1 protein-coding gene is annotated in these 1,067 nt (G+C 55.4%); it reads left to right on the top strand.

Annotated features, from left to right (window positions below; translation table 11 throughout):
- On the top strand, positions 1–1,067 hold a 1,067-nt coding region (locus F0265_RS24470), incomplete at both ends, for a DUF5801 repeats-in-toxin domain-containing protein (protein ID WP_216607977.1).

Here is a 1,067-nt window from a genome sequence, read left to right as displayed (position 1 = left end):
GCGGTGACGCTCTCGGAATCGGTGGATGCCAATGGCGTGGCGACGTACACCGCCTCCAGTGCCGATGGCGAAGTATTCGTACTGACCTTGCGCCCAGATGGCAGTTACACCTTTGAGCTCAAAGCGCCAATCGACCATGACGCCAACAGCGATAGCGAACTGATTAACTTTACGGTGGTGGCGACCGATACCGATGGTGATACCGACAGCATTACGCTGCCAGTCACCATTGGCGACGACAGCCCGAACATTGCCTCAGCAGAAGCACTCATTCTGCAAGAAAATGACCTTGCTGGAGGCTCTAGCCCAGATGGTACCTTGCTAAGCAAACACGGCGACTTCACCACCATTCAAGGGGCGGATAAGGTCGTGAGTTACGAGCTTGACCTGACCAGCAACCCGATTGATGGCATGACCTCTCAAGGTAAAGCGGTGACGCTCTCTGAATCAGTCGATGCCAATGGCGTGGCGACGTACACCGCTTCCAGTGCCGATGGCGAAGTGTTTGTGCTAACACTGCGCCCAGATGGCAGCTACACCTTTGAGCTCAAAGCGCCGATTGACCACGATGCCAACAGCGATAGCGAGTTGATTAACTTTACGGTGGTGGCAACGGATACCGATGGCGACACCGACAGCATCACGCTGCCAGTGACCATTGGCGATGACAGCCCGAACATTGCCTCAGCTGAAGCCCTCATTCTGCAAGAAAATGACCTTGCTGGCGGCTCCAGCCCTGATGGCACCTTGCTGAGTAAAGATGGCGACTTCACCACCATTCAAGGGGCGGATAAGGTTGTGAGCTACGAGCTTGACCTGACCACCAATCCAATTGACGGCATGACCTCTCAAGGTAAAGCGGTGACGCTCTCTGAATCGGTCGATGCCAGTGGTGTGGCGACGTACACCGCCTCGAGTGCCGATGGCGAAGTATTCGTACTGACCTTGCGCCCAGATGGCAGCTACACCTTTGAGCTGAAAGCGCCGATTGACCATGATGCCAACAGCGATAGCGAGTTGATTAACTTCACGGTGGTGGCAACGGATACCGATGGCGACACCGACAG

It is taken from the genome of Vibrio sp. RE88, from assembly GCF_013113835.1.
GTDB lineage: Bacteria > Pseudomonadota > Gammaproteobacteria > Enterobacterales > Vibrionaceae > Vibrio.
This window is presented reverse-complemented; position numbering and strand designations above follow the sequence as displayed.